The 3348-nt window shown below is 49.7% G+C and carries 2 protein-coding genes; both read right to left on the minus strand.

The window, feature by feature from the left end; genetic code table 11:
• On the minus strand, positions 1-197 hold a 197-nt coding region (locus tag QUA71_RS28920), incomplete at its 3' end, for a hypothetical protein (RefSeq protein ID WP_333290416.1).
• A gap of 970 nt (positions 198-1167) precedes the next feature.
• A partial coding sequence (locus QUA71_RS28925) for a choice-of-anchor Q domain-containing protein (RefSeq protein WP_333290418.1) occupies positions 1168-3348 on the minus strand: 2181 nt, incomplete at its 5' end.

Here is a 3348-nt window from a genome sequence, read left to right on the forward strand (position 1 = left end):
CCATCCCAATCAATATTGTAGCCAACACCGTTGAGTGAATAAACCGCACCTAAATCGACAATTTGAAAGGTGCCAGTGCCTTGATTGGTTCCGTTTCCCCACCGCCCCAGTTTTGGATAATTCGTTGTTGTTTGGTAATCCGCAGGATCGTTAGCATTAGCAAGCGCCAGGATAGGTAATCCCTCCGTTTCTGGCAATCACTCGTTTGCCAGCAGCTACGTTGATGCCTAATATCGGCTTCGACGAAGCAATATTGCTTGGAGGTGGTGATTCCACTGCTGGGGGTGGAAGTGTAGGGGTGTTTGATACTTGTTGAATCGATTGAGAACAGCCAGCCACACCTCCCGTAGCGAGGAAGATCGAAGCAAACCAGGCACACGATTTTTTCATAATTTGAGAAGGGACAATCGCCCCAGCAAATTAGGCGTATTATCCAAGGATACGCTCGCCTCTGTTCTGAGGGAAACTAAACCCAGACCAAAACCTCAACACCCCCGCTATGCCCAAAATCCCTGAGTGCGTAGGCGTAAGCCGGGGCGGAGCCATCGCTGTCTCCTCTACGCCCGCAACCCATACCTCGTCTGTGCTGTGCATCCGACGGACCCCAACACCGACACTTGTCCCGACTTTCGAGAAGACCCTAATGCCGCATCCGAGGAATAGTGGGAACCCGAAGGTACAACCTACTACAACGGCGAACTAATCTTGCAACCGAGGCAGCGGTGGACTTTGGAACAGCAGCTAGAACTGCTGGATACCCACCCATTGTTTACTGGTCGGTGCCCCCGGTGTGAAATGACTTATCCCCAATATGAAACGTCGCCTTTTCATTGGGATTGTTCGGCTTGCGGATGGATGGATGATTCGGTGTGACGCGACGGTTCTGTTTTGATAATGGCGATCGTTACTTGCTTTTTAGAGCATTTATGGACTTAACTTTCTGGTCAAGATTGAATAAGTTAAATAAAGACTTATGGTTTTTTAAGTAAGCTAGCTGGTGTTCAGGTAATTTGATTACTGAATAGGCTTTTTAACCAACTTGTTTACTATAAAAGGAAATGTAGTTTTTATGAACAACCTCTACCACAAAGTCGCAGTTGCTCCAAAGCATTTAACTACTTGCGGGACATATTAGTAGAGCAAGGATTCCTCGCCCTACTAACAGCCTTAAAGCAGAGTAATTGCAGTCGATGCCGGGGTGCCGATCGAACCTGGGCCAAAGCCCAAATTCACCACCCCACCAGTCAAACCAGGTAGATTGTTAATTGTCAGACTAACGCTAGTTTGACCGGGATTAAAGTTCACCGTGCCTCCTGAAGGATTCACAGCAAATGGACTAATGTTGTAGTCTACGTTGTTCGCAGGTTGACCACCACTAGGGGCAACAATCAAATAGTCCACCGAAGCCGAAACCGAAATATCGCCAGTCCGATTAATCGTAACAACTCCAGAACCACCATCAATAATAGGATCGGGAGACGAACCGTAAGAGAAGAAAGTCGGAGACACAGCATTAGAAATCCCTTGATATTCAATGTGCCGCACTAGGTAATCGGAACCATCGCTTTTGAAGGAGGTGGCGGCGTAGGCAGCGGTAGGGCTATCGTAGGCTTTGGTGGAGAACCGCAGTTCGTCAAAAGTAGCGCCGACCAGAGAGTCTCCTACTATCTGGAATTTGAAACTGCCATCGGTGCGATCGCCAATTACAGTCGCTCCATCTGAAGACACAGTGATGGGTTTTGGAGCGCTCGGAGCGTTGAGGCGAGCGATCTTAAAATTGCTGGCCGGTACCCGAACCCCATCCTTAAAGATTTGCAGGAAAGCAACTTCATTGCCCTGATCGCCCAAATCTGGACTTGTTTTGGGGGTCACTCCAGCGAGTTCGATCGTGGTGCTAGTGATGTCTTGGTTATCTGCCCATTTCACCTTCAGCGCCTGAGATTGATTGGTGTTGGGGTTATGGTTGATTTCCGCCCGAATTTTCTTGGCGTCGGTGAACCAACCATCATAAGAGGATGGGACACCAATACCGCCGTTACTGCCGTAGCTCAACCAGCTTTTAGGGTTTTCGTTGCTTGCTAAGGTGAGGTTGCTGATGACATTCGGGTTAAGATAGTCAGTTTCCACGCCATCAAAAGCTATCCCAGACAGTTTGATGCCTTGATTCTGGGCGGCAGCAGGCCATTTTGCGATCAGGTCGCTGACGCTGCTGTAATTATTGGTTTGACCCAAAGAACCAGTAAGAGCCGGTGCGGGTGTCGGAGTTGGCACCGGGACGACACTACCTCCCAATTCAAAAGAGCCGCTGTCCACGATCGCGCCTGGAATGGTGTCGCCATCTTGAGGGCGAGTCACGCCGCGCTGATCCGTAGTGGGTGCGCCGATGGCAATCCCCTTATCAATTGCCGGACTTCCTATCAGCAGCGGCCTGACTAAAGCGCCGTTGAGGTTTTGCAAAGGGCCGAGTAAGGGGTCTGCGATCGTAATACTTGCCGTCGCATTGAAATCGCTTCCGTCATTGGGGTTTTTGGCCGGCCACTGAAAATTCCCTCCTCGATCGCTATATTGGGCGGTGGCGTGTTGCTGAATGCCCCAAGGGTTTCCTCCGTTAGCCGCTGTATTGTTGGAAAGAATCGTGTTTTTGAGGGTGACATTATTGGCATCGGCGAAGATACCTCCACCAACCCAGCCTGCTGAATTATCAGCGATCGTCGTGTTGAGAATGGTTGTGGGTGCACCAAGAGTCATTGCGCCGCCGAGTTTGTTGTAATCGCCAGCAGCAAACGCCGTGGAGTTGCCAGAAAACGTACTGTTAGTAATCGTAGTAGGGGCATTTCGCATCCACAGCCCGCCACCTTGATTGCCGGCTTTGTTGCCCGCAAAGGTGGTGTTGGTAATGGTCAATCCCTGGTTGGTGCTGTCGCTCAAAATCGTTACCCCACCACCGTTTCCAGGATTTACACCGTTGGGTAGCGCCAGAATTTCGTTATTTTGGAAGGTGCTCTTTTCCAAAATAACCTTGTCTTGGCTGCCTGTGAACAGATAAGCTGCGCCTCCTTCACCTCGACCTTTATTGTCTTGAAATACGCTATTGGTAATCTTAATTGTGCCGGAAGCTTCGCTCGGATTGCTGGCTCTGTCTGTGTAAACTGCGCCGCCAAAACCCCTTAAAAACGGATTATCTTGGCCTGTTGCGTAAACGGCTGTGGTGGTATCGTTGCCGATGAATCGGGAGTTGTCAATTGTCAGCTTACCTTGAAGGCTGTTAATTGCCCCGCCGTTAATTCCTTTGTTGTTGGTGAAGTCGCTGTTGGTGACTGTAAAAGTTTTGGAACTCAAAAAGCCGAT

Source organism: Microcoleus sp. MON1_C5 (assembly GCF_036701875.1).
Taxonomy (GTDB): Bacteria; Cyanobacteriota; Cyanobacteriia; order Cyanobacteriales; family Microcoleaceae; genus Microcoleus.